Below are 24,940 nucleotides of genomic sequence, written 5' to 3' on the forward strand. Positions count from 1 at the left end.
CCCTTAGTCCCTAGCTTCCGATTCCCAATCTCTACCCGCTCCGAAAAACCTATACAGAACTAGTCAACTATAGACAAAGCTGTACAAAGTCGGAACGTGCAGACTAAGACCTTCGAGGTCTACGATTTTTGAGTCATGACACCTGAATGTGAACGCCAGCATTATGCACTGTCGGAAGTGGTTAAGTAATCAGTAAACAGGTTTATAGCTGTAGTGCCACTTCCTCAAAAAGCTCTTAAATCATTGTCGAGGCAAACTTTACTTAGTAATAAAGATGGCAGAATATGTCAAACTACGTTTTTCTTATCGACAAAAACAAAACTCCACTGAACCCAGTACATCCAGCACAAGCACGGAAATTATTAGATTCTGGTAAAGCTGCTGTGTTTCGTAGATATCCATTTACTTTGATACTCAAACGAGTCATTGAAAATCCAAATGTATACCCTCTCATTCTCAAAATAGATCCAGGCTCGAAATTTACGGGTATCGCTTTGGTTACTAACCAAGGAAACGTCATTTGGGGAATGGAGTTGCAGCACCGTGGTCAACAAATCAAAGATGCTCTAGAACATCGTAGAGCAGTGCGTAGAGGACGTAGAAGTCGTAATACCAGGTACCGGCAAGCCAGATTTCTTAATCGCAAACGCCCTGATGGATGGTTGGCTCCATCTTTGAGGCATCGTGTTATTACCAGCGAAACTTGGGTAAAGCGTCTTCAAAAGTTCGCGCCAATTGGTTCCATCGTTCAGGAGTTAGTGAAGTTTGATACTCAAGCAATTCAAAATCCAGAGATCTCTGGGGCGGAATACCAGCAGGGGACTTTGCATGGTTATGAATGTCGTGAATATCTCTTAGAAAAGTGGAATCGTCAGTGCGCTTATTGCGGAATCAAAGATGTTCCGTTAGAGATTGAGCATATTCAACCAAAGTCGGCATGTGGTTCAGACCGGATATCTAATCTTTGCTTAGCTTGTCACAAGTGCAATCAGCGTAAAGGCAGCAAAGATATTCAAGAATTTCTCAAAGGTAAGCCAGATGTCCTAAATCGAGTATTGCGACAAGCTAAAACACCGCTAAAAGATGCTGCTTGTGTAAATTCAACAAGGTGGTCACTGCTCAACACTCTTAAACAGACAGGATTGCCAGTTAAAACAGGAACTGGAGGTCAAACCAAGTTCAACCGGATTCGATTTGACTTACCAAAAGCACACTGGATTGATGCAGCCTGTGTTGGTGAGTGCAGTGCTGTAGACGGGTTTCCCGTCGCAGGCAACTGCCGAACCCGTAAGGGTATCGTCGAAACCATCAAACTTGTTACCACTAAAATTTTGAAGGTAAGAGCAACTGGTTTTGGTGGTAGACAGCGATGTCAGACAGATCAGTTTGGTTATCCACAAAAACATCGTCCATTACGTCCAATACTTGGTTTTTCAACTGGTGACATTGTTCGTGCCTCGGTTCCAAAAGGTAAGTACGCCGGGACTTTCACGGCGCGAGTCTGTCCTATGTCGCATGGTTACGGTGAGTTTGTTATTGACAAGAAACGGAGGTCAATTAAGTTGAACTACTTAACGCCTGTTCACAGAAGGGACGGTTACGACTACGCGTGAACCTGTACAAAATGACCAGACTTTTACAAAGATGTATAGCAATCAAGTTACAGTTTCTACCCCCAAATTATGACAAACGAGTTGATCGTTAGAGAACGCTGTTTTCAGTGGGGACAGCGAACTTACTTAATGGGCGTTTTAAATGTCACACCAGATAGCTTTAGCGATGGTGGCGATTTTTATACGCTCTCTGCTGCTGTAGCAAAAGCACGGGCTATGGTAGCAAGTGGTGTGGATATTATCGATATTGGCGGTCAGTCTACTCGACCCGGAGCAGAGCAAATTTCTCTGAATGAAGAAATTAGTCGTGTCTTGCCAGTTTTGCGCTTGTTACGAAGGGAGCTACAAGTTCCTATTTCTGTGGATACCACGAGGGCAGTTGTAGCAAAGGCAGCTGTGGAAGAAGGAGCAGACATAGTAAATGATATTTCTGGTGGTACTTTTGACCCAGAAATGTTGCCAACTGTGGGTAGTTTAAATGTGCCTATTATACTGATGCATATCCGGGGAAATCCACAGAATATGCAAAAACTAACTGATTATCAGGATGTGATGGGGGAGATTTTAAGTTTTCTGACACAGCAAATTGCTGCTGCAACGGCTTGTGGTATCGATCGCCAAAAAATTATTATCGATCCGGGCATTGGCTTCGCTAAAAATTACGAGCACAATTTAGAAATTTTGCGCCGCTTGCCGGAATTGCGTCAACTTAACTGCCCTATCTTAGTAGGAGCGTCCCGTAAAAGTTTTATTGGTCGAATTCTCAACCAAAGCGCTCCGAAAGCAAGAGTCTGGGGAACGGCGGCGGCGTGCTGTGCTGCAATCTTTAATGGAGCAGATCTTCTCCGAGTGCATGATGTGACAGAGATGCGTGACGTTTCATTGGTTGCTGATGCTATCTTTCGGCAATCGCAAATTGAGCCGCGATAAGGCTTTAGCCTTTAAGTTTCGCTTATCGCTTTAGGTAGAACCATTACCATTTTCAGCTTTCTTGCCTTTTTCCTCATAGAGACTCTCAGATATCAAATCCATCATTTCGCCACCTTTACCTGGATCGACGAAGACGACTTTGGCATTTTCGCTTTCACCGAGTCTGTAGCTGGCATTGATATAATCTTGAGCGACAAGATAGCGCAAGATTTCCTTACTTTCTGGACTAGCACGCAAAGCATCAGAGATAATTTGCATAGAAGCTTTAGCTCCTTCTGCTTTCTCAATAGCTGCTTGCCGCGCTCCTTCAGCCTCTTTAACTGCAGCATCTTTCCTGATTTCAGCTGCTTTCTGTTCTTCCAATGACCTCTGGACGCTTTCTGGAGGAGTAATCCTTTGAATATCTACTCTTATAATCTCAATTCCCCAACCGGGCTGCACTACTTCTTTCGTTGCTGGATCTACTATCTTTCTCGTTGCATCAGTTAACTGTTTCTTAATCTCTTCACGCAAAGAACTTCCAGAAGTGTTAGCGTACTGTAAAGTATTTTGAGCAATAACCTCTCGGATAGTTGTTGTAGCTAGCTGGGTGAGAGCGCCTTGAAGATCGTCTACATTGTAGTAGCTATCGCCCATATCTTTGATTTTCCAAAACACTACAGCATCGACTTCTAAATAAACGTTATCCTTAGTTATGATATTTTGAGGTTTGATATCTAAAAACTGCTCTCTTGTTGTGTCCTCCATCACTATTTGATCGACTAGAGGCACAATAAAGTTCAAACCAGGACTGAGTTTTCGGTGTTGCTTCCCTAAACGTTCGACTAAGGCTTCATTTCCCTGGCTGATTAGTTTTGCAGATCCTAATGCGTACCCTATAAGCACTAAGACTATTGCAATAATTGGTTCCATGTAATCTCCTAACTAAGTGTTTGGTAGAATTTATTATAATGACACACTACTATGATGATGCCCTAAATTTAGGATATTCTCTCAGAATGAGTATGTTGTTATCACAAATCGTATGAATAAGCAAGCTTTTTTCAATTAAATACAAAAAGTTACAGTAACTTCTTTTGGCTGAGAGCCCCGAGTTCTCGAATAAGTCGGGGATCTGTTAAGCCCTAGCTGTAGGACATCGCTATTAAATCACTAAGTGGTTTCGCTTGCAAGTATTTTATTTGTCCGTAACTTTACTTAATATAATTGCGCTCGAGACTCCCTTCTACCCAAGGTTTGATACTGGTAGGTAATTCAGAAACAAGACGCAATGGTAACTCAGAAGTAGAAAGAAACTGTGCGTAAGCTGGAGTCAAAAATTCTCGGTAAGTTCTTGCTTCTGGTGTCAGTTGTTTGACAAACGCTAAACTCACACCTTGGGTCAATCGTCTCAAGGAGCTGGCTTCTTCACCTCGTCGTTCTTTGACTATAGAGTAGGCTGTACTTGCAGGATCGCTAATACTTAAGTGAGTCCCTCCAATGGCAGTTAACAAATATTTTTCGCCCTGTAGTTGATTAAAAGGTGCTATTTGATGTTTCAATGCTGGAGCGATCGCATCTTCGGTTCCTGCTAAGATGAGGACTGGTTTGGTAATTTGACTTAGACCTTTTTTCCCGAAAATTTCTCCAATGACAGGATTGAGAGCGATCGCCTGACTCACTCGCTTATCTTGCAATCGCAGTTTTTTATCTCGCAACGAAGCAGCAGAACACTGCAACCAATCTGCGGGAGATTTGTCAAGATTGAGAGAGTCTTTACAGAATTTCCGCAAGTCTTCCAAGTTCACCTCAGGGGCGACCAAAGCCAAAGCAGTGTAACCTCCTAAAGAATGACCGATGACAGAAACTTTCTCCGTGTTAAACTTTCCTTGAAATTCTCCCGATTGAGTATTGAGTTTTGCGAGCTCATCAAGGACAAAACTCACATCTCGCGGGCGATCGATAAATTCAGTTGGTGGTAGCAGTTTTCCTAAATTAGCAGCATCGTTCGCCTTATTAACTGATATGGCATTGCTACCTGGATGCTCGAGAGCAACGACTGTTATACCATGAGAGGCAAGATGATTAGCTAAATATCTTAGAGATCTTCGATTGGAACCAAAACCGTGGGAAAGAACAACCAAAGGATTGTCGGCATTAGCCCTACTCCAATAGATATCTACAGGTAATGTACGGTTGCGCTGTCGGTCATAAAAATTTAGAGTCTGTTCCTGTACGGCTTCATTTCCCACTGTAGATGGGTCAAAGGTCGTTTTAAAGGGTGTATTACTTGTAGCAGGTAACTCCCTTTCCAATAAAACTCCGAGGGCTTGACTCTCGATGCGAGTGGGGTTTAGCTCAACTGCTAAACCAATGACTTGAGTTGCATCCACTGTCACATTTTCCTGTGGGTAAGCTCGTAAGAAACCAAGGGGGCTCAAACCGTTTACTTGTTTAAGTGCAAGGTTGAGTGCTACTTGAATGGTATCAACTGTACTGCCGGGAATTGCCGATCCCAAGGAAGATAAGATTTGTTTCCCTATTGGTGTTTGCCGTATTTCATCAACAAATTTATCGGCAAAAGCGGGATCTACACTAAAACGCTTGGTCAAAAAGTCTCGTATTTCTGATGTTAAGAAGGGTGACAAAACTTCTAGCCCTTCCGGCAATTTACCAGTTTTAGCAAACTTTTCCAAGTCTGCGATCGCTACTGACTGCTGAAAAGGACCCAAGCGGATAGTCACTGTTTCTGCTGCCAATGTAGAGGAAATTCCTACACCCCAACTAAAAGCTAGGGTTAAGCTGCACAGCAATCCTTTCATCCAGGATGCTTTGGGTTGACGTTTGCTAAGTGGAAACCGCATATAAGTCACGAGTCATTGGTCATGAGTTATTAGTAGCGCATTTATCCATGACGTTGTTCTGTGAAATACAGTTTCATTGGAACAATCTTATACTATGAGTGGATTTTAGATTTTAGATTTTGGATTGAGAAAGCCCTTACTAGATTGAATCTTACCCAATTATCTGTCACATTCTTTTTTCAAATTGGTATTATTTATGAAATAAAGAGTAAAGTAGGTAGGGCTATGCCCCACATTCGATGTTGTCTTTCATTGGAGAAAAGTACCCGCTTATCACTCTTCTTCATTCAAAAAAGTTTCCTCTAGAAATAACATTCCAGATTTATTAGTAGAGATTTCTAAAATCAGTTCTTCATAAGCAGTCATCCGTTGTGTTACTGTTCGATAATCCTCAGACTGAGTACACAATTCCTCCCATAAATCTTGAGTGCGAATGGTAGCACCATCAAGAACATCTTCAGGGTCAATTCTGAGAGTTCGTTTTTTCACCCATTCAAGAGAATGAATAAATTTTACTATCACATCATAACCACTACTACCCTCATCTGTGTATTTAGGAGGTGAAGGCATTGTTACCATATCACTGACTGCACCTGTAAACAAACAAATGGAATTGGGTTCTTTAAAAAGAGCAATAAATGAAGCGACTCCAGAATCAAAACCCAGATCGCTGCGATTTTGCAGCCACAGTAAAACATAAAATTGTTCTTGATATTTTTGAATAATTTTTATCAAGTTATGTACGCCAGAGGTAATACCTTTACCTGCTATCGGGAATAAGTTAATTCTCATAAATTTTCTTCCTCTTACTTAATAAATAAAGCCCGCAAAAGCGGGCTAAAGGGAGTAAAAAAACTGGATGGTAATACTTTTAGAAGCCAAATAAAGCTCTAACAATACCTAAAAGACCACCTAGAGGATTAATAACCAAACCGGCTGTATCGCCAGCCTTTGCTCCACCAGATCGGTACACTACCACAACATCATTATTACGGAGTATTGGGTTTGTGTCTTCATTAATTCCTGCTTTAAAATCTACCTTAACTTGACGTTTGGTCACAGAACCGTCTGGATTCAAGCGAACCAAATCTACAGCTTTACTACTTGCTCTGGCATCATTAAATCCACCAGCTGCTAGTAATGCTTGGTTTAAAGTGCTATTGGGCTGAAGGTCTATTTGCCCCGGTTTTTTCACTTCACCAACGACACCCACTTGTATGCGCGTGGGAGATAAAGTCGTTGTCGCTAATTGTGTTGCTTCTGCACGGTTGATTTCAGTTGCCGTTGGGATAACAACTGTATCTCCATCTTGTACGATGATGTCCTGATTGATATCACCGCTTTGCAACAGTTGCCACAGGTTAATATTTATAGATTGTTCCGATCCAGTTCTTGTAGGTCTGCGGATGATGACATTACGAACATCAGCTTGTGGTGTAATTCCTCCTGCTAGCTGAAGTGCTCGTGTCAAAGTGGGTTGACCTGTAATACTTGGTGCATTCGTTTGACCGGTGGTACCACCTTCTGTAGCACCTTGAGTCACTAGATATGACCCAGGACGGTAAACTTCACCAATAATTGCTACTGTACGGGGTCTTGTGGGATCGGCAGCAAAACTAGATGCGGCTAAATTACGTGCATTTGCTAAGTCTAGAGTACTTGCTGTGGGTACGAAAATGGTATCGCCATCCCGCAAGGTGATATCTTGGGGTAACCTTCCCGTGCGTCTGAGTTCATCTAAATTGAGACTGGTAACTTGTTCTGGTCCTCTGCCAAGTTTGCGCCGCAATTCCACTCTAGTGACATCCGCACTCAAAGTTACACCCTGGGCGGTGGTGAGTGCAGCAAGTACTGTTGGGTATTGTACCCCAGGATTGTCTCCTGCACCTCCTTGCAAGCTGAGAGTATAAGCTCCCGGACGGGTGACTTCTCCAGCGACAAAAACGTTAATGGGACGAGGTGATAATAGGTTAACTGAAATAATAGGACGTTTTAGATACCGAGAGTATCTTTGGGCAATTAAGTCAGCAGATTGTTCCGTAGTTAGTCCCAGAACATTAACACTGCCAATCAAAGGTAAGTTAATTCCTCCACCTGGTGGAACTTGATACTCTCCTGAGTATTCGGGAACTTCAAATACACTCACTCTAATGCGATCGCCGCCTCCAAGGGTGTAGTTTGTGTCTACCTGTGTCGTTCTCGCTGTTGGCTGCCTTTGCGCTAAACTAACGGTTGGAATAGCGATACTTACAGATGTTAATAACACCATACCCACAGCTGGATGGGCGAGCAATTTCACCACACTCGTATTATGCATTGCTTACCTAAGATTACTATTAATTACATACTGTTTAAACATTTTTAGCCTGATTGACTATTTTTACGTATTCTAGTTCCCTGATGTTCACACATTCTTCAATTAAATTATCCTTCCGGAACGAAATTATTTAATAACTTTAAATTTTATTTGAATTTTATTTAAAGTTCAACTCGGTTCTATGTAAATTTACTGTAAATTTTGTTGCTCCTATATTGGAAATCAATATTTTCACAAGCACGATAAGTATGAAAAGTAAGAATAGATAGTCAGGTTTGTTTCACAAGCCAATAATGACTACCTTCTACTTTTTACGCTCTAATTACTGATTTTTCAGGTTTTGAATTTGTTGCACAAAAAACTTTTCTAAAGATGGACGTGACAAATTCATGGCTATTAATTGCCCTCCCATCAAACGCAGGCTCGCCAGAAAATCATAATAATCTCCATTGAGTTCCCCTTGCCAAGACCCATCTGGCTGGTACTCCAAATTAGCGATCCATTTTTCAATAATTTCCCAGTCTCCACCGTGTCCTTTGACAGAATATACGTCAGTTGTTCCTAAAAGTTCATTAAGAGATCCAGAACAAATAAGTTCACCTTGGGCAAGAATGGCAACGCGATCGCAAATTTGTTCCACTTCACTGAGAACATGACTGTTGAAAAAAATTGTTTTACCTGCCGCTTTTAAAGATAAGATAATCTCTCTCATTTGGTAGCGTCCCACAGGGTCGAGCCCTGACATGGGTTCATCCAAGAATACCAGTTCTGGATCGTTAATGAGTGCTTGTGCCATTCCGACACGTTGTAACATTCCTTTTGAATAACGGCGCAGGAGTTTTTTGCGGGCGTCAGATTGAGGCAATCCTACCAATTCCAGCAATTGAGGAATGCGTTGGCGTTGAACCTTTTTAGGAATTTGAAATAGTCCGGCGACTAACTGTAAAAATTCCCAACCCGTGAGATAGTCATATAAATAAGGGTTTTCAGGTAAATAACCGATACGTTCTTTAACACCACGATCTCCAATCGGCTTTCCCAAAAGCAATCCCCGCCCCGATGTCGGACGGATAATTCCCAGTAACAATTTCAATAGTGTTGTTTTACCAGCACCATTTGGTCCTAACAGCCCAAAAGTTTCTCCCTTGTAAACTTTCAAAGAACAGTTTTTGAGAGAGACAACTTTCTGATTCATAAAAAAGCCAGTGCGATAGACCTTTCGCAACTCAGAGGTTAGAACAACTGGCGGACTGTCTCGTGTATTTAGTTCGGAGTTCGGGGCGTCTGCAACAGACTTCATCTTGTGCTTCGGGCAACAGCAATACGTTTAATCTATAGGTTACCCAGTTGACTCCCAATAATAACATTGACCAGCGACCGATGACCAGCGATCGATATACAGGGAGGCTGTTAACCTTTGTTGAGGCGAAACTTGGGGGTGAGAGATTGTATTTTTTCGCAAATAATGGGTCAGAGCCATTTGCCAACAACCAATCTCTAATGGTAAATACACAATTAGGTAGGTTGACACAAATCAAGGTAATCGTTCAATTTTCCGGTCACCGAGCGCTAGCCTACCTAATTTCACAATAATTTATTTTTACATGCCCATGATTTCGTACCCTGCATCAACGTACAGGACTTGCCCGGTAATTCCGCTAGACAAGTCGCTACATAAAAAAGCGGCTGCATTGCCCACCTCGAGCTGAGTGACAGTGCGTTTTAATGGCGCAACTTGCTCAACATGGTGAATCATGTCCAAAATACCTCCTACCGCACTAGAAGCGAGAGTACGAATAGGACCTGCGGATATGGCGTTTACCCGAATATTGGCAGAACCCATTTCAGCCGCTAGGTAGCGCACGCAAGCTTCCAACCCTGCTTTGGCAACTCCCATGACATTATAGTTGGGAATTGCTCGTACACCACCCAGGTAGGACAGAGTGACAATACTTCCTCCCTCAGTCATTAAGGGTTTAGCGATCCCTGCAAGCTGTACTAGAGAGTAAGTACTCACTTCCATTGCCAGATTAAAGCCGGAACGAGAGGTTTTGCTGAAGTCTCCACTCAGGTCATCTTTACTGGCAAAGGCGAGGCAATGGATGAGGATATCTAGCTTACCCCACTTTTGCTGGATTTCTTCAAAGGTTGACCTAACCTGCTCGTCGTTTTGGACATCACAAGGAAGAAACAAGCTCGGAGTGAGGGGTTCTACCAGTTCTGCAACTTTCTTTTCCATTTTGCCTTTCTCATCTGGCAAGTAAGTAATTCCCAGATCGGCTCCTGCTTTATGGAGTTGTTGGGCGATCCCCCAAGCAATGGATCGGTTGTTTGCAATTCCTGTTACAATAGCTTTTTTTCCCGTCAGGTCAAGCATATTAATTCTTAATGTGAACTTTCATGCTTGAGCATACTAGAATCTGAGGCTAGTTGTCTGGAGTTTTGAGCAGTATTAGTAAATATTACGATCCGGGTACCTGTTAGCTACCAGAAAATTGTTACTGGAAGCATCGGGCAATCTCAATATATCTTCGGTTTTTTGTCAAAAAACTGTTTTGGAAAAACTTTTGCAATCAACTATTTAAAAAGTACTAGATCTAAACATGAAAAATTATGTATCATGATGAACAATTAACTATGAGCACCAGAGGATAAGTATAGGAAAGAACAAAAAGGTTGACAATGTGTTCTTGATTTTTCGGGTGTATTCTTAGGGAATTAGTTTTATTTTTTCCGGCATTGGGTAGGGGAAGGGAGATGATGACACAAGATAAGGCCCTAGCAAATGTTTTTCGTCAGATGGCAACAGGAGCGTTTCCTCCTGTTGTAGAGACGTTTGAACGCAATAAAACCATCTTTTTCCCCGGCGATCCTGCCGAACGAGTTTATTTCTTATTGAAAGGAGCTGTTAAACTCTCCAGGGTGTACGAGGCAGGAGAAGAAATAACCGTAGCACTACTTCGGGAAAATAGTGTTTTTGGCGTTTTGTCCTTGTTAACAGGAAACAAATCAGATAGGTTTTACCATGCAGTTGCTTTTACGCCTGTTGAACTGCTGTCAGCCCCAATAGAACAGGTAGAACAAGCACTCAAGGAAAATCCAGAATTGTCAATGTTAATGCTGCGCGGACTGTCTTCGCGAATTTTACAAACAGAGATGATGATTGAAACACTTGCTCACCGAGATATGGGTTCGCGATTGGTGAGTTTTTTACTAATTCTCTGTCGTGATTTTGGCGTTCCTTGTGCTGATGGAATCACAATTGATTTGAAGCTATCCCATCAAGCAATAGCGGAAGCAATTGGTTCTACTCGCGTGACTGTTACCAGGCTACTAGGTGACCTGCGGGAGAAAAAGATGATTTCCATTCATAAGAAAAAGATTACTGTCCACAAGCCCGTTACCTTAAGTCGGCAATTCACCTAAAATAGTTCTGAGTGTTGAGTTAAGAGGGCAGAAGCAATTGTGTACCTATGCTGAAAGCTCTCTAAAAAACTCAGCACTATCCTCTAATTTCTCCACAGATGATGGCTTGAAGTAGTAGGCTGTATCTGGAAGGATTTCGTCGGTAGCTAAAAGATGACCACCGGGTACATCCTAATATTGGCAATATTAATTTTGGGAGGCGCAATCGCCACAGTGGGAGACCGTATTGGCACCCGAGTTGGCAAGGCGCGGCTCTCACTCTTCAATCTGCGTCCCAAAAACACAGCAGTACTAGTGACTATTCTGACAGGAACTTTAGTCTCGGCATCAACTTTGGCAATTTTGTTTGCTGCTGACGAAGGGTTGCGTAAAGGAGTATTTGAGCTAGAGGATATACAAAAAGACCTTCGTCGCAAGCGCGAAAGTCTCGAATCCACAACTCAACAACTGGATGTCACGCGGAAAGAATTAGAGCAAGCTAGAAAAGAACAACAAGAGAAAGAAGAACGCTTGCAAAAAACCAATGAGTCATTAAAGGAGGCAAATGCAAAACAACAAGCAACGCAAAACCAACTGAATCGCACGACAGAACAACTCAGCCGCACTCTCAGCCAACAAGCCCAAATTCAAGCTCAACTCCAAAATACGGAGACCCAACTGGATCAAGTAGTAGCACGCTACAAACAAACTGTAGCTGAACTGCAAAACGTTGATGTTGAGAAAAAAAAGCTGCTGGTAGAAGTAGAAAAACTTAAGATAGGGCGGCAAAAATTATTTGCCGAGGCAAAAAGAGCGATCGCCCAAGCGCAAGAAGCGATCGACAAACGGGATCGCGAACTGGCTAACCGACAGGAGGGTATTGAACAGCGAGACAAAAGAATTAATAACCTAGATCGGCTGATTCAAGAACGCAATCAAACCATTGCGGAAAGAGAAAAAGTCATTGCTCAAAGGGAGTCTCGCCTTAAAGACCTGGAAATGCAGCAGAATGAGCTAGAACAGGAAGTGGCAAGGCTGGAAAAATTCTACCAGTCCTACCGCGAATTGCGTTTGGGAAAACTAGCCTTGGTTCGGGGTCAAGTTCTCGCTGCTGGAGTTGTTCGTATTGAACAACCAACAGCTGCGCGTCAGGCGATCGTTCAACTGTTACAAGAAGCGAACCGAACAGCTATCCTCAAACTTACTGAACCCGGTGCAAATACAGAAAATTCACAGATGTTATTTGTGACTAAAGAGCAAATTGAGCAACTCAGTCAGCAAATAAAAGATGGTCGAGAATATGTAGTCCGAGTGTTTAGTGCTGGTAACTACGTCAGAGGAGAAAATGGTATTCAGTTTTTTGCCGATGCAACCCTCAATCAAAAAGTCTTTACAGGAGGTGAGGTGTTAGCAGCCACAACAGCCGATCCTCAAAAGATGACAGCCTACCAATTACGTCAGCGACTGGAATTACTCATTTCTGCTTCGCAATTTCGTGCCCGAAATGCTGGAATCTTAGACAGTATTCAAATAGATAGTACGTTCTACCGCTTCATTACCCAATTGAGGCAGTATAATCTGCCATTAGATATTAAAGCTGTTGCAGCAGAAGACACTTTCACCGCAGGGCCACTCAAAGTAAAACTGATAGCAATTCAGAACGGGCAAGTTGTTTTTAGTACTTGAATCAATACTGACCAATGACTATTCCTGAATTTTCACCAACGCAACCAGTTATTTTGGGATTCGATCCAGGTCGAGATAAGTGTGGCTTGGCTGTCATGGGTGTAGATAGGCAACTTTACTATCATGAAGTTGTCCCCTCCGAACATGCGATCGCTGCTATTTTGTCGTTGCAACAAAAGTATCCCATTTCCTTATTGGTTATGGGAGACCAAACAACAGCCAAGCGTTGGAAACAACAACTGACTGGGGAATTAACAGATTCATTAAATATTATTTTAATAGATGAGAGATATACAACTTTAGAAGCACGCGATCGCTACTGGCAGATGTATCCTCCTAAAGGATTGACAAGATTACTACCTCGTGGTATGAGACAACCCCCAAGACCAATAGATGATATTGTTGCCATCCTGCTGATTGAAAGATACCTAAACCGACTAACGAATTAGGAATTATGAATTATAAATTATGAATTGAAAGTTTAAAGACTACCGTTCATCATTCATCATTCATCATTCATAATTTTTTAGAGTTCTGCTCTAATTGTGAAAGCATAGTCTCCGCCCGGTTCGAGTTGGTAGTCTTGTTGCTCTAAAAAGCGCCCCAAGGGTTCTTTAATTAAAGCACGTCCTTGAGAAGGCTTTACAGCAAGTTCCCCGCGACGGAAATGCCATTGGAACTGCCACTCAAAATCGCCTGCTCTGACTTCACCTTCAAGATAGCCTTGTTGCCAGGATTGACGGATAATCCTGACATGGGCAGTAGTTTCTGGTAAACGGTTCTTAGCACTCACGACGCTTAATTGTCAAGTTTTAGAGTAAAACTAACTTCTTATAGCTTTACATTAACTCAGCACAGTTCCAAATATCTCAATGGTAGTAATTGAACCAAATCAAGATTTTCTGACATTTACAATTTTTGCCCATCAATATGCTCTGTAGTTGATTCAACAGCAAGCCCCTTCTCCTATATAGGTAGATTTTAGACACACTTTATTGAATCTTTACATGGTTGATTTCATACAGGTCAATTGCACCACGCACAAGGGGATGGTGCTTGTAACTAGCCGAGAGACAACGGCTGAAACACATAGCGCATTGACTGACGCCTGCTTTTCTGTCCCGAAGGTAGAGGCGAGAATACAGTCATCTCGAACCACTCGTTTTCCCAAAACTTCTGCCTTAGTAAAATACGTGTAAGTAGGACTTTGCTGCACAGAAGCGTGATTTGATGGGCATTGCTCACTCTACAGGAATTAAATTTTTGATAAAGAATTAGGATTGCTATATGAAGATTTTTTATGAAAAATTTGTTATTTTTATTTGTAGTAAATCTTTGTCAACTTATTGCCATCATCTCTACATACCGTTTTCATACAACTGTGTTATTTCTTTAAGAGAAATTTGCTGTTAAGTCAGAAATATTTTATTAAAAAATTAATTTTTTTCCTCAGTGATGATTTAAAAAGTAAACATTAAGAAGAGCGTAAGTTGGTTTTCGTTCCTCAACCCAACCCCATACTGCTTGGTTAAGAAGATTACCGTATGAGACCAGAACCTTTGTGCAGGGGAGGAAAAAAACTTTTAACCGACAAGTATTGTAACCTCCTATACAATATATTTATTGATTTAATATTTACTTTATAAAGACCCTTTAATCAAATCAGTTACGGACAAAAAACAGTTGAATGAGAAAACTCAGTAGTTGTTTTAGAAATGAGATAGCTACTTTTTATTTTTAGTATTTAAGTTAATGTCGAGTGATTTAAAGTAAAAAATATTTTTCCATACAAAAACTTCAAGAATTTTAGTGATATGTAAAGAGCAATTTAACATTTTTTGAAAAAGAATCGTGTAATTTAGTAAAAGTTCAGAACAAATACGGTTATGGTCATCTTAGTTTGAGATAAATCACTACTGCTCAAACTAAAACTTCATGATTGACGATAAACGATTAGGTTTAAGTACTAGAGCATCGGTACAGAAATCAATATGAAGACAAAAAACTGGTTTCTCTGGCTCGAAAAGCTCGATCTCTCGTAGGCTCAAATTGAAGAAACAGGGTTTTTGGGAATACTGTTTCGGCGCTCTAGTAACTTAGACTCTTTTGGAATGACACAAAAGACTTTTCCTGAAAAAGTACTATGGTGGTATTTTTTCTAATACTTTGTATGGCTATGAAATAAGGACAACATTCCTTATTAAAAATGAGCATTGCTTTCGTATGCCTCTGCATAATTCGCTACATACTGCATGAAATGAATTTGGCTTAAGACAAAAAATACATCTATCGAATTGAGGAATGTAATTACAATGCAACTCTACACACCTACTGAAATAGATCGTTTTCAACAAGACCTTCCCTATTTAATTGAAATCCAGCAGTGGATTAAAAATTTTTTGATAAAACCTCACCCAAATTTGGGTAGATCGGGTCCTGTATGCCCTTATGTACCTCATGCACTTAAGACAAACGGTATTCAACTAGGAGTTATTCGCGCTCAAAATCTACAGTTACAGGAAATTGAAGAACTAGTTTTAAGCTATAAAGATATTTTTCTGCAAATAGAGCCAAGGAACAAAGAAACTGAGTTGACTCAAAGTATTATCTTAATTTTTCCCGATATTAAGCTAGAAGACACTGCTCGTATCATTGATAGCGTGCAACAAAAGCTCAAAGAATTTTTTGTAGATTCAGGTTTAATGTTAGGAGAATTTCACAAGCGCAATTATAGCCCAGGATTGCACAACTCTAATTTTTACCCCCTTCAAAGTCCCATACCCATTTTAGCGATTCGCTTTATGGTTGAATCAGATTTACCTTTTCTTATAAATGCCGATAATTTGGAACTTCGCATTAAGTATCTCAAAGCTTATTTACGACACTTTGATCGGAAAAATTCCGAAAGTAAAAATGTTAGTAATGCTCGTTATGCTTTGAAATTAGCACAAGAGCAGCTTCAAAATGAGAAGTTATTGGATTTATGTTGGGAGCACTCATAAAAAACCTTGTCTTCAAAGATAAATCAAGAAATTTTGCTACAGCATTTCCCAGCCTGCTGAGGTAAAAATTTATCTGCATCCATCTGCTACAAACTACATTTAGTTCAATCTCCTGTACCTCATAAAGTGGGAATTGCTACATACCATTTCGGTGGATGCGTGGATTTTATATTTTGGATTGCAAAAGCCTCAATTGAACTAGATACTCCCCCATTATCTGTCGCAAACACTTTTTGAATTAATCTCAATCAGAATTTTGTTTTTCCTAGAAATCTTGTAATTCTCATTAGACGCTATATCTCCATGAGTAATATCAAACAAAATACATCTGTTTATAACAATTGCTTAACAATAGAAAAGAACCAGAAGACTCAAATAGATAACTCATTAGAGTTATGCATTCATCAACTGTTTGAGGCTCAAGTAGAGCGATCGCCGGACGCTGTTGCTGTTGTATTTGAAAACAAACAACTCACTTACCGACAGTTAAATCAGCAAGCCAACCAACTAGCGTATCACCTGCGTGCATTGGGTGTAAAAAAAGAAGTTTTAGTTGGGATTTGTGTAGAGCGTTCTTTAGAAATGGTAATAGGGCTGTTAGGAATTCTCAAAGCGGGAGGTGCTTATGTACCACTCGATCCAACATATCCTGAAGAACGTCTAGCCTTCATTATGGAGGATACTCAGACACCAGTACTGCTCACGCAAAAGCACTTAGTTCACAAATTACCTGCTTGTAAAGCACAAATCGTTTGTTTGGATAGCGATTGGGAACAAATAGCCCACAACAGCCAAGACAATCTTGTTTGCGAAACAAAAGCCCATAATCTCATTTACGTCATTTATACCTCTGGCTCCACGGGACAACCCAAAGGGGTGATGATTCCTCACCGGGGAATATACAACCAACTTTACTGGAGGCAAACCAGTTTTGGATTAAGCCAAGTCGATAAAGTTTTACAAACGATTTCTTTTAGCTTCGATCCTTCTGTATGGCAGATATTTTGGTGTTTGTCGTTTGGAGGACAGTTAATATTACCATCACCTGGCGGACATCAAGACACTGCGTATTTAGTAAAGACTGTGATTGAGAAACAAATTACCGTTCTCGCCTTAGTACCTTCTATACTCCGCGTGTTGTTAGAAGAAGAGGGAATCGAGAACTGTAAAAGCCTTCGACACGTAACTTGCGGCGGAGAAGCTTTACCCATTGAATTAGTAGAACAGTTTTTTACCCGCCTGAATTTGGAGAATGTTCTGCATAACTGCTACGGTCCTACTGAAGCTTCTATTGATGCGACCTTCTGGACTTGTCAGCGCGGAACTCATGGCATTTTTGCTCCCATTGGTCGCCCGATCGCTAACGCAGAAATTTACATATTAGATGAAAACTTGCAACCCGTACCTGTTGGCGAACCTGGTGAATTGCATATTGGTGGTGTAGGATTGGCGCGGGGTTATTTTAACCGTCCTGAACTAACAGATGAAAAGTTTATTCCCAACCCTTTTAAAACAGCAAATAATTCTTCTGAATTGACTTGTTCAGACCGACTCTATAAAACAGGGGATTTGGTGCGTTATTTATCTGATGGAAATCTTGAGTTTCTCGGTCGTATTGACCATCAGGTTAAAATTCGGGGCTTTCGCATTGAATTAGGAGAAATTGAAGCGAAACTTGGTACGCATCCAGCCGTACAACAAACTTTAGTTATGGCGCGAGAAAACGTTCCGGGTCACAAACAATTAGTGGCTTATGTTGTGGTAGCTCCAGAACATAACTCCGTAGAACGCCCCAGCCCTTCTGAGTTGCGCCTTTTTTTGCAGGATAAGTTGCCTCAGTACATGGTACCTGCTAGCTTTGTCTTTTTAGATACCATGCCATTAAATCCTAATGGCAAGGTAGACCGCCATGCTTTACCCGCACCAGATCGAGAAAGTTACAAACATAACTTTGTTGAAGCCCGCAATCCAATTGAGCAGGTTTTGGCATCCATTTGGGCGGAAGTTTTGAGTTTGGAAGTCGTAGGTATTTATGACAACTTTTTTGAATTGGGGGGGCATTCACTGCTAGCAACGCAAGTGATGTCTCGGATACGTCGGGCTTTAGGTGTAGAAATTAAAGTACAGTTGCTGTTTGAGACACCAACAATCGCGGATTTGGCACGTGAGATCTCGGTTATTCAAAACCAAGACACCAATCTCTTGGAAAATCATACAATTCCCCGATTAACCAATCGACAAACGGTACCCCTGTCTTTTGCTCAGCAGAGAGTTTGGTTTTTGGAGCAGTTGGAGCCAAACAGCCCGACTTACATCATCTCTCAAGCATTTCGGTTACAGGGGACATTAGATGTAGGCGTATTGCAACAGTCTTTAGATGCAATTGTTGCCCATCATGAAGCACTCCGAACAAATTTTATTGTCTCGGTTGATGGTAGCCCCATACAAATTTTTCAAGAACCTCGCTCTGTAGAACTGAAGATCGTTGACTTTTTGCACGAACAAAAAAGCGAAATTAACCCTCAACTGTCAGATTACCTTAACCGGGAAGCACACCGTCCTTTTAACTTATCGTCTGATTTGATGCTGCGAGCAACATTGTGTTACGTAGACCATCAAGAATACGTACTTTTGCTGGTCATGCATCATATTGCTTCTGATGGCTGGTCAATGGGTATTTTATGGCAGCAATTGGCAACAGTGTATGAAGCTTTCGCGCAAAAATTGCCAAATCCGTTACCAAAACTGCCCATCCAATATGCTGACTTTGCAATTTGGCAGCGTCAACGGCTATCGGGTCAAGTTCTCAACCAACAGCTAGATTACTGGAAAGACCAGCTAGCAGGTGCAAATACTATACTGGAATTACCTACTGACAAACCGCGTCCTCCCGTGCAAACTTACCGAGGCGCGATGCAATCTTTGATACTACCCCAAACCCTAGCAGCATCTTTGACAATGCGATCGCAACAGGAAGGCGTGACCCTGTTTATGACGTTGCTTGCAGCATTTGGAACACTTTTGCACCGTTATACCGGACAAGAAGACATCCTCATTGGCTCTCCTATCGCAGGTCGCAATCGGGCTGAACTTGAAGATTTGATTGGATTTTTTATCAACACCGTAGTTTTACGGGTTAACTGTTCTGAAAATCCCAGTTTTTCTACCCTACTAAATCGCGTTCGTCGCATGGCATTGGAAGCATATACCCATCAAGATATGCCTTTTGAGAAGTTAGTACAAGAACTACAGCCAGAAAGAGATACCAGCCGCAACCCACTATTTCAAGTATGGTTTAATATGCTGAATTTAAAGGATATTAAACTGGAATTACCCGGTCTGGTTGTAGAACCCTTCTCAATGCCAGAAACTCCTTCTAAGTTTGACTTAACCTTGTACATCACCGAACAACAGCAAGGAATCAAACTGGAATTAGTTTACAATGCTGACCTATTCGTACCCGAGCGAATGCAGGAAATGCTCGATCAGTTCCATCATTTGCTCGTTCAGATTGCGGAAACTCCACAACAGAATATTTCTTCTCTATCACTAGTTACGAACACAGCGGCATTACTTTTACCAAATCCTCAGCAAAAACTTTCCATACTCTCAGAAGCAGCCGTTCATACTAAATTTTCTCAACAAGCTCAAAGAGTACCGCAAAACTTGGCAGTTGTGGATGCACGAGTTGCTTGGACTTACGCCAAACTTGAAGAACTGACCAATCAATTGGCTCACTACTTGCTAGCAAATAATATCCAATCTCAAGACGTAGTTGCCATTTACGGACAAAGAAGTGCCTTATTAGTTGTAGCAATCCTAGGTGTTCTGAAAGCAGGTGGCGCTTTTGTCATTCTCGATCCGGCTTATCCCACTTCTCGATTGATGGATTGTCTTGAATCAGTCCAGCCTCGTGCTTGGCTGCAAATTGCTTCAGATTCTCAAGTTCTGACTGCATGGAACCGCAGATGCATGGCAAAGGACGCAGATGAAACTGTATTTTATTCGGATGAGAACCGCTATAGTTTTTGCTGTTTGGAAATATCCTATGACTCAATCTTGGTAGCATTACAAAGTTATCCCACAAGTAACCCAGAAGTGACAGTGGAACTAGATGATTTAGCTTATTTTGCTTTTACTTCTGGTTCTACAGGTAAACCTAAGGGTATTAAAGGTAGCCACAGACCTTTATCTCATTTTGTGCAATGGCATCAAAAGACTTTTGGGTTGTGCGAGTCAGATAAATTTAGCATGCTTTCTGGTTTATCTCACGATCCTTTGTTAAGAGATATTTTCACACCCTTGTCATTGGGGTCAACTTTATGCATTCCCCAGCAAGAGGAGATTGAAACATTAAATCAGCTAGCTGATTGGATGCGAGTGATGAGAATTAGTGTTGCTCATCTGACACCAGCAATGGCACAACTGCTGACAGCAAAAACCGAAAGCCAAACCACGGACTTGCGTTACGTATTTTTTGCTGGTGACATGCTTAAGCAACAAGATGTCAGAAACATCTATCGTTTTGCTCCCAACGTAACTTGTGTCAATTTTTACGGTGCTACTGAAACCCCCCAAGCTATGGGTTACTTTGTTATACCTGAAGATTGTAGTGTTGGTGGCCCAGCCCCCAGTCCCCATTCTCTAATCCCTCTAGGTCGAGGTATTGAGGATGTACAGTTACTTGTTTTGACACAGGGGTTGCAGTTAGCTGGAATTGGCGAGATAGGAGAGATTTACGTTCGCACCCCTTACTTATCTTCTGGTTATATTGGCAGCGATGCATTAACTCAAGAACGTTTTATTGTCAACCCATTTACCAAGATTGCTACCGACCGACTTTATAAAACGGGAGACTTGGGACGCTACCTACCCAACGGTAACGTTGAGTTTTGCGATCGCATTGACAATCAAGTCAAGATTCGTGGATTCCGGATTGAGTTGGGCGAAATTGAAGTTGTATTGAGTCAATATCCCTCTGTTCGAGAAGTGGCCGTTGTTCTAAGAGAAGACATTCCCCGTGACAAGCAGTTAGTAGCATATGTTGTTCTCAAAGAACAACAAAGTTCCACTGTCAACCAACTGAGGCAATTTCTCACGGAAAAGCTTCCCAGATACATGGTTCCAGCTTCCTTTGTAATGCTAGAAGCGCTACCCCTAACTCCTAATGGTAAACTCAACCGCGCAGCTCTTCCAGTACCTGAGGTAGAAAAGAAAACCTTTGTTGCTCCCCGCAACAAGTTAGAACGCGAGTTAGTAGAGATTTGGAAACAAGTCTTAAGTATCGAGCGTGTTGGTGTGAGAGATAACTTTTTTGAGCTAGGAGGACATTCTTTACTAGCAGTAAAGCTATTCGCGCAGATCGAGCAAAAATTTACCCAAAAACTTCCTCTTGCCACTCTTTTTCAATCGGGTACAGTAGAAGACATTGCCAAAATACTTTCTCGGTATCGAGAAGAAGAATTTGCCCGATGGTCGTGCTTGGTACCAATTCAACCCAAAGGTTCAAAACCACCATTGTTTTGCATTCATCCCCTTGGTGGAGAAATTTTGTGTTACCACTTATTAGCACGGCACCTTGGTTTAGAGCGACCGTTTTATGGGATACAACCACAAGGAATAGATGGAAAACTGCCTTTCTTAACCAAAGTAGAAGACATGGCAGCACTTTATATTAGAGAAATTCAGTCCGTTCAACCAAAAGGTCCTTATTTTCTGAGTGGTTATTCTTTGGGTGGTATTATTGCTTACGAAATGGCGCAGCAACTTTACTTACAAGGTGAAGAGATTGGAATGCTAGCTATACTTGATACCTGTCTTCCTGGATATAGCAGTCGGTTACCATTTTTACAACGAATCTTAGTGCATTTTACGAATTTGTTAGAACAGGGCCCTGCTTACTTGTGGCAAAAGTTTGATGGATGGACAGAATGGACTCAACACAACATCACAAATAAGTATTTAGAACATTTGAGGATTTCCGAACCTTTGCCTGAAAACGATTTGCACGTAGCACTGATGGATGCTAACGTACAAGCTGTCAAGAACTATACTTTTAAGAAATACTTAGGTCAAATGACTCTTTTGCGGACTTCTGACAAACATCGAGACAAGGAAAAAGGAGTCGGTATGCAATACGATCCACAATTTGGTTGGGGTGATGTAGTGACGGGAGAAATAGATGTTCATCTTGTTCCCGGTTCTCATCTCACTTTGTTTGAGGAACCTCATGTTAAGGTGCTAGCGGAAAAATTGAAGCATTGTCTTGAAAGTCGGGAGTAGTCGGGAGGGGTCTCGAATTTTCGTTTGTTGGGTTTCGTTCCTCCACCCAACAAACGAGTTTTCCTATTTTTAGGCTAACCGACAAGTATTGAGGCGGAGCCTCCCTTAAGGCATTCCCAGGCGGAGCCTGGGAACGAGGTGGTAGGAAGTTCAAAATTAATGTGGTGAACCACTAGCTTGGGAAGGTTAAATTCTTTCCTGTGAGATTTTAGATTTTTTGCAATAAATTCAAAATCTAAAATCTTGTCACAGATTACCGATTGACTGCTGCTGCTTCTCGCGCTGCAGCTGCTTGATCTGGGTGAATTCCCAAGCGGGTGAGATTAATCCTACCTTTATTGTCAATCTCCCGTACTTTGACAATCACTTCATCGCCAACTGCAACCTCATCTTCAACTTTCCCAACGCGATAATCTGCAAGTTGAGAAATGTGAATCATACCTTCTTTACCGGGCAAAAATTCCACAAACGCACCAATTGGTATAATTCGTGTCACACGACCTGCGTAAACATCACCCTCGTTGAGCTTTCTTGTCATACCTTGGATAATGTTACGTGCTCTTTTTGCCTTGTTTTCATCAAGAGCGGAAATTGTTACCGTACCATCATCTTCGATATCAATTTTTGCTCCTGTTTCTTCAGTAATGCCCTTAATTGTCTTGCCACCGGGTCCAATAACTAAACCGATCATATCCGGATCGATGCGAATGGTCATCAGACGTGGGGCAAAAGGTGACATTTCAGTACGGGGGTGCTCGATAGTCTGGAGCATTTTGTCCAGAATGTGCAACCGTGCTGCTTTTGCTTGGTGGACAGCTTGAGCAATAATTTCCAAGGGCAAACCGGAGATTTTCATGTCCATTTGTAAAGCAGTAATCCCGCTATCTGTCCCAGCGACTTTAAAGTCCATGTCGCCCAAAAAGTCTTCAATCCCTTGAATATCGGTAAGCACTCGAACTTCTTCGCCTTCCTTAATCAAACCCATTGCTGCACCACTAACAGGTTTAGAAATGGGGACACCAGCATCCATTAATGCGAGTGTGGAACCGCACACGGAACCCATTGAGGTAGAACCATTGGAAGAAAGGACTTCCGAAACAACCCGAATTACGTAAGGAAACTGTTCTTTTGGTGGTAGTACTGGCAACAAAGCTCTTTCTGCAAGTGCTCCATGACCGATTTCCCGACGACCGGGCGCACGCATGGGTTTGGTTTCCCCTACGGAGAACGGTGGGAAGTTATAGTGATGCATGTAGCGTTTTTGTTGGTCTTGTTGCAAATCATCGCTGAGGTACTGCATATCCCCCGGTGTACCGAGAGTACAAGCAGACAGCACCTGAGTCAGCCCCCGATTAAACAGACCGCTTCCATGGACTCTCTTGGGCAAAAGATCTACTAGACAAGATACCGGACGTACTTCATCCAGTTTGCGCCCATCAACCCGAACGTTGTCTTCAATAATTTGACGGCGCATGAACTTTTTGGTCAAATCCTTAAAGTTATTGTCAACCGCCTTATCGGCTTTTGCAGCAATACGAATGGGATCTTCCTCAGATAATTCGGCGATCGCAGTTTCAATGGTAGCCTTAACTTCATCTAAAGCTGCATCGCGCTGTGTTTTGTCCAAATCAAATTGTGACAGGATTTTCTTAATATCTTCGGTTGCCCGTTCGCGTATAAAGTTCTCTAAGGTCGAGTCTACCTGAGGTGGTTCTTGTGTTATGAGTTCCAGCCCAATTTCCGCAATCAAATCTTGTTGTGCTTTGATCAGGTCTTGTACTGCTTCATAACCAAACTCAATTGCCTCAATAATGTCCCTTTCTGGCAATTGATTGGCTCCTGCTTCTACCATGATGACACCATCTGGCGAGCCAGCTACAATCAAGTCCAAGTCTCCGGCTTCTATTTCCGCATAAGTGGGGTTAATGATAAAATCGTCACCCACTAACCCAACCCGAACTGCTGCCATTGGTCCGTTAAATGGTATTTTGGCAATAATTGTAGCGATAGAAGCACCCGTAACTGCCAGTACATCGGGTGGTACTAACTCATCCATTGAAAGAGTCAGTGCAACAATTTGCAAATCGTCACGCAACCAAGACGGGAACAAAGGACGTAAAGGACGGTCAATCAGTCGGCTGGTCAGAATTGCTCTTTCTGGCGGACGCCCTTCCCGGCGTAGCATGCCCCCAGGAATTCTACCTGCTGCATACAGTCTTTCTTCGTAATCTACCGTTAAGGGGAGGAAATCGATGCCTTCTCTAGCTTCCGAACGTGTAGCCGTCACTAAAACTGCTGTATCCCCAGATTGTATCAACACCGATCCACCAGATTGGGGAGCTAATTGACCCACCTTCAGTCGAATATCCCGTCCGTCAAAGGATATTGACTTTTCAAATTCTCCCATTCAGTTTTTTTTCCTTCTATTTTCGCTATCTCTCTCTGTGGCAATCCTAACATTTATGCATTATGGCTGGTGTCAGTTGCATACAAAGATAAACAAGTGTAACTATTACCATTACTGAATGTAAATTCGTTACTCAGGGAGTTTGTCTGTGTCAAGTTCGGAGTTTTTCAATATATAATGTGAGATCGTGCTTACCCGCAAGTCCCAAGAAAAAGGGGCTTATAAAATTTTATTAATTTTTAATGGTGGGCATTGCCTGCCATCGCGGTAGCGTTTGGGTCATCTTCTTCTGGGAAGGGAGTAAAATAAATAGGTTGTTACAATTAAAGTGAACTAGTTAAGTCGTCATTTGTAAGAGTTATAGCTGTTTTTGCATTGCTTAACAGAATCACTTTTATTTTCGCCCACTTACTTAAGTATTGATTGAAAGCGTTAAAAATAAAAATTTTGGTAAA

At 41.8% G+C, this 24,940-nt stretch carries 15 protein-coding genes; 7 read left to right on the forward strand and 8 right to left on the reverse strand.

Going from position 1 to position 24,940, the window contains the following annotated elements; genetic code table 11:
* Nucleotides 1–284 precede the first annotated feature (284 nt).
* Together iscB and folP are read left to right on the forward strand one after the other, a co-directional pair.
* Nucleotides 285–1,613: an RNA-guided endonuclease IscB gene (gene iscB / locus HC643_RS04825; protein WP_038081407.1), complete on the forward strand. Its 1,329-nt coding sequence runs from the start codon at nt 285–287 to the stop codon at nt 1,611–1,613.
* A 69-nt stretch (nt 1,614–1,682) separates the two neighbouring features.
* Nucleotides 1,683–2,543 (forward strand): dihydropteroate synthase, encoded by an 861-nt coding sequence (gene folP / locus HC643_RS04830; protein WP_038081405.1) that lies wholly within the window; start codon nt 1,683–1,685, stop codon nt 2,541–2,543.
* 30 nt (nt 2,544–2,573) lie between these two features.
* On the opposite strand, the gene HC643_RS04835 is transcribed toward folP, so the two are convergent.
* The 6 genes from HC643_RS04835 to fabI form a co-directional block, all read right to left on the reverse strand.
* Complete coding sequence (locus HC643_RS04835) at nt 2,574–3,455, reverse strand: SPFH domain-containing protein (protein WP_038081403.1); 882 nt, start codon at nt 3,453–3,455, stop codon at nt 2,574–2,576.
* Between the two features lie 281 nt (nt 3,456–3,736).
* On the reverse strand, nt 3,737–5,386 hold the full coding sequence (locus tag HC643_RS04840) for an alpha/beta hydrolase (RefSeq protein WP_038081401.1): 1,650 nt from the start codon (nt 5,384–5,386) through the stop codon (nt 3,737–3,739).
* Nucleotides 5,387–5,659: 273 nt separating this feature from the next.
* Nucleotides 5,660–6,178, reverse strand: a complete 519-nt coding sequence (locus HC643_RS04845; RefSeq protein WP_038081400.1) for a hypothetical protein — start codon at nt 6,176–6,178, stop codon at nt 5,660–5,662.
* A 79-nt stretch (nt 6,179–6,257) separates the two neighbouring features.
* Nucleotides 6,258–7,703 (reverse strand): SLBB domain-containing protein, encoded by a 1,446-nt coding sequence (locus HC643_RS04850; protein WP_038081399.1) that lies wholly within the window; start codon nt 7,701–7,703, stop codon nt 6,258–6,260.
* A gap of 322 nt (nt 7,704–8,025) precedes the next feature.
* Complete coding sequence (locus tag HC643_RS04855; protein WP_038081398.1) at nt 8,026–9,003, reverse strand: ABC transporter ATP-binding protein; 978 nt, start codon at nt 9,001–9,003, stop codon at nt 8,026–8,028.
* Between the two features lie 300 nt (nt 9,004–9,303).
* Nucleotides 9,304–10,080 (reverse strand): enoyl-ACP reductase FabI, encoded by a 777-nt coding sequence (gene fabI, locus HC643_RS04860; RefSeq protein WP_038081396.1) that lies wholly within the window; start codon nt 10,078–10,080, stop codon nt 9,304–9,306.
* 380 nt (nt 10,081–10,460) lie between these two features.
* Here fabI and ntcA point away from each other — a divergent pair, with 380 nt between their 5' ends.
* The 3 genes from ntcA to HC643_RS04875 all read left to right on the forward strand — a co-directional run bounded on the left by ntcA (nt 10,461) and on the right by HC643_RS04875 (nt 13,243).
* Nucleotides 10,461–11,129: a global nitrogen regulator NtcA gene (gene ntcA, locus HC643_RS04865; RefSeq protein WP_033336565.1), complete on the forward strand. Its 669-nt coding sequence runs from the start codon at nt 10,461–10,463 to the stop codon at nt 11,127–11,129.
* Between the two features lie 153 nt (nt 11,130–11,282).
* Nucleotides 11,283–12,794: a DUF3084 domain-containing protein gene (locus tag HC643_RS04870; RefSeq protein WP_038081395.1), complete on the forward strand. Its 1,512-nt coding sequence runs from the start codon at nt 11,283–11,285 to the stop codon at nt 12,792–12,794.
* 14 nt (nt 12,795–12,808) lie between these two features.
* Complete coding sequence (locus HC643_RS04875) at nt 12,809–13,243, forward strand: pre-16S rRNA-processing nuclease YqgF (protein ID WP_038081394.1); 435 nt, start codon at nt 12,809–12,811, stop codon at nt 13,241–13,243.
* Between the two features lie 77 nt (nt 13,244–13,320).
* Here HC643_RS04875 and HC643_RS04880 read toward each other — a convergent pair whose 3' ends face one another.
* Nucleotides 13,321–13,587: a DUF3146 family protein gene (locus HC643_RS04880; protein WP_038081393.1), complete on the reverse strand. Its 267-nt coding sequence runs from the start codon at nt 13,585–13,587 to the stop codon at nt 13,321–13,323.
* Between the two features lie 1,519 nt (nt 13,588–15,106).
* Here HC643_RS04880 and HC643_RS04885 point away from each other — a divergent pair.
* Together HC643_RS04885 and HC643_RS04890 are read left to right on the forward strand one after the other, a co-directional pair.
* Complete coding sequence (locus tag HC643_RS04885) at nt 15,107–15,796, forward strand: DUF6875 domain-containing protein (protein WP_038081392.1); 690 nt, start codon at nt 15,107–15,109, stop codon at nt 15,794–15,796.
* A 303-nt stretch (nt 15,797–16,099) separates the two neighbouring features.
* Complete coding sequence (locus HC643_RS04890; protein WP_038081391.1) at nt 16,100–22,078, forward strand: amino acid adenylation domain-containing protein; 5,979 nt, start codon at nt 16,100–16,102, stop codon at nt 22,076–22,078.
* A 253-nt stretch (nt 22,079–22,331) separates the two neighbouring features.
* Here HC643_RS04890 and HC643_RS04895 read toward each other — a convergent pair whose 3' ends face one another.
* Entirely contained in the window at nt 22,332–24,485 is a 2,154-nt protein-coding gene (locus tag HC643_RS04895; RefSeq protein ID WP_038081390.1) for a polyribonucleotide nucleotidyltransferase, read from the reverse strand.
* Nucleotides 24,486–24,940 lie beyond the last annotated feature (455 nt).

The sequence above is a fragment of the Tolypothrix bouteillei VB521301 genome, assembly GCF_000760695.4.
GTDB classification, from domain to species: Bacteria; Cyanobacteriota; Cyanobacteriia; order Cyanobacteriales; family Nostocaceae; genus Scytonema; species Scytonema bouteillei_A.

What these genes read in the sequence shown, in the direction of transcription:
- HC643_RS04835 (WP_038081403.1), bottom strand. Translation starts at nt 3,455, where the DNA reads ATGGAACCAATTATTGCAATAGTCTTAGTGCTTATAGGGTACGCATTA.
- HC643_RS04855 (WP_038081398.1), bottom strand. Translation starts at nt 9,003, where the DNA reads ATGAAGTCTGTTGCAGACGCCCCGAACTCCGAACTAAATACACGAGAC.
- fabI (WP_038081396.1), bottom strand. Translation starts at nt 10,080, where the DNA reads ATGCTTGACCTGACGGGAAAAAAAGCTATTGTAACAGGAATTGCAAAC.
- HC643_RS04870 (WP_038081395.1), top strand. Translation starts at nt 11,283, where the DNA reads ATGACCACCGGGTACATCCTAATATTGGCAATATTAATTTTGGGAGGC.
- ntcA (WP_033336565.1), top strand. Translation starts at nt 10,461, where the DNA reads ATGATGACACAAGATAAGGCCCTAGCAAATGTTTTTCGTCAGATGGCA.
- HC643_RS04845 (WP_038081400.1), bottom strand. Translation starts at nt 6,178, where the DNA reads ATGAGAATTAACTTATTCCCGATAGCAGGTAAAGGTATTACCTCTGGC.
- HC643_RS04890 (WP_038081391.1), top strand. Translation starts at nt 16,100, where the DNA reads ATGAGTAATATCAAACAAAATACATCTGTTTATAACAATTGCTTAACA.
- iscB (WP_038081407.1), top strand. Translation starts at nt 285, where the DNA reads ATGTCAAACTACGTTTTTCTTATCGACAAAAACAAAACTCCACTGAAC.
- HC643_RS04850 (WP_038081399.1), bottom strand. Translation starts at nt 7,703, where the DNA reads ATGCATAATACGAGTGTGGTGAAATTGCTCGCCCATCCAGCTGTGGGT.
- HC643_RS04840 (WP_038081401.1), bottom strand. Translation starts at nt 5,386, where the DNA reads ATGCGGTTTCCACTTAGCAAACGTCAACCCAAAGCATCCTGGATGAAA.
- HC643_RS04885 (WP_038081392.1), top strand. Translation starts at nt 15,107, where the DNA reads ATGCAACTCTACACACCTACTGAAATAGATCGTTTTCAACAAGACCTT.
- folP (WP_038081405.1), top strand. Translation starts at nt 1,683, where the DNA reads ATGACAAACGAGTTGATCGTTAGAGAACGCTGTTTTCAGTGGGGACAG.
- HC643_RS04895 (WP_038081390.1), bottom strand. Translation starts at nt 24,485, where the DNA reads ATGGGAGAATTTGAAAAGTCAATATCCTTTGACGGACGGGATATTCGA.
- HC643_RS04875 (WP_038081394.1), top strand. Translation starts at nt 12,809, where the DNA reads ATGACTATTCCTGAATTTTCACCAACGCAACCAGTTATTTTGGGATTC.